Annotated in this window: 1 protein-coding gene and 1 pseudogene; both read left to right on the top strand. The window is 45.1% G+C overall.

Annotated features, from left to right (window positions below):
• The coding region (locus AC1DUA_RS34875) for a helix-turn-helix domain-containing protein (protein ID WP_477504098.1) at window positions 1-1664 on the top strand (1664 nt) is incomplete at its 5' end.
• A gap of 231 nt (window positions 1665-1895) precedes the next feature.
• A pseudogene (locus tag AC1DUA_RS34870) lies at window positions 1896-2169 on the top strand (hypothetical protein); the annotation flags it as partial.

The following is a 2169-nucleotide window of genomic DNA, read 5'->3' as shown; positions in this document are numbered from 1 at the left end:
ATATCAGTATGGATTCTATAGTAGGAATGATTGGTGATATGTCCAATTCAAAAATTAGCTTCATCCAAGTCTATGATCCCGCAGGCAACCAACTGCTGACTTCTGGCAATCCACAAGCAGCTATAGGAGTTAGACAAAGAGGGTCAGAGCTGACCCGTATCCATTCTGGCTATACGAACTGGGAATACCGTAGTGGTCTCAACGATGAGTATCTATATACTTTCACCTCTGTCTTCTCTTATGTATGGATTGGATTGGGACTAGTTATGGTTGTTCTTGGCGGGATCTGGATGACCTATGTAACCCATCGGAATTACCGGCCAATTAAGTTAATCATGTCCCGTATCCATGCCTTTTCCGACCTGCAACCGATAAGTGCCGAAGGCAAGAAAAAGGATGAATTCCAGTATATAGATCGAGCCATAAGCGATCTCATGGAATTATCCAACCGCTATGAGAAGCAGCATGAGGAAGATATCGTGTTCAGGCGACGGCACTTTTTCAAAGAATGGTTGGAAGGCAGCCGGCAGGTTGAATATGATATCTGGAAGGCCGAGATGAACCGGCTGCACTTGCCTTCTGGCTTCAGCCAGTTAGCTGCAGCTGTGATTGAGATGGATAAGTATATGGAAATATGCCGAATGTTCTCTCAGAAGGATCAAGAACTGCTGAAATTCGTATTAAGCCGTGTCGTTAATGAAACAGCCGAGTCACTTGGCCTCATTATATGGGCGGAATGGATGGCTACACACAGGCTTAGTGTTGTGATATTTGCTGATGAGAATGTGAAAAGCAGCGAGAAACATACCGCCAATCTGTGCGAACATATACGCTCCTGGGTCGAGCAACATCTGCCTTTCCGCATTACTCTGGGTGTCGGACCTGTGGTCGGACAAGTACAGGAGCTGGTTCATTCCTACGAGGCCGCCACACATGTACTTCGCTTTAAATCAACCTTAGGGACGAATCGAGTTCTGTACCACTGGGAAACCGAAGCATCCATAGAGAAGGAAATGTATAAGCACTTGCCTCTGATCAAATCACTGGCTCAGTTGTTTCGCTTGGGGGATAAGGGTTGGAAGTCAGCCTTGGAACAACTTTTCACTGAATTAAAAGTCGGGTTATTTTCCTACGATGAGATCCGCAACCTCATGAATTATTTCGCTTATCATTTGCATCGGGAGATGATGGAGCTCTCAACCGAGCTGCAGGAGTCCTTGCAAATCGCATTGCCCCAGCTGAATGACGCCACCCAACAGTTCGATACGATCGAAGAACTCTACGCCAATTGTTTTCACTTATTAGAAGAAGTCTCTCAGCAGATGGCTGGTATTCGTGAGTTCAGAAGTTCACATGCGGTTATGAACCAAATTCGCACCTACGTGGAAACCCATTATGAAGATCCTGATTTGTCGCTTACTTCGCTAAGTGAGCAATTTCAGCTCCATGCCTCGCAGATCAGCCGTGCATTCAAAGAGGAATTCGGTGAAAAATTCGTCGATTATCTCGTAAAAATCCGGATGGAACAAGCGCAGCAATTGCTCCTAAGCAGTCGTTACTCCGTCCAGGATATCGGAATCAAAGTGGGATACACGCATGCCATATCGTTTATTCGCGCTTTCAAGAAATATACGGGGGTTACGCCTGGCGATTACCGGAAGTAATCATAGCACTGCCATTTTTCCACCCAGCAGTCAAGAAAAGTATATCGTTAATTGTTGTTTATTCACCCTTGCATTCGTTCACTCAAGCCTTGTACAGCAAGGGTTTCAAAAGAGTTTACTCACTAATTCATGTATATTGAGAAGGATTGCGCCTCTGAGGTACATTGATTCCATCGACGGCAAGGGAGCATTAGATGGTTCAATGGATATACGAAAGGAGGTGCCAAAAAGATGCCGCATACACCGCTAGACAACATGCAATCAGCCCCTATGATGACGACTCGAAGATATACACGCCATACGGTCAAATTGCTGCAGACCCGTCGACGTTTCAAGCAAAATCTGCCTTTACTACTTATGTTTGTACCGGTTATTGCTTACTTCATTATCTTTCGATACTTTCCAATTTTAGGTAACATCATCGCTTTCAAGAATTACAACTTGATGGAAGGCATCTGGGGAAGCCCTTGGGTTGGCCTCAAACATTTCAAGGCACTTTTCACCC

The organism is Paenibacillus sp. 01T422 (assembly GCF_056398785.1).
Note: the sequence above shows the minus strand (reverse complement) of the source record. Positions and strands in the feature narration are given on the sequence as shown.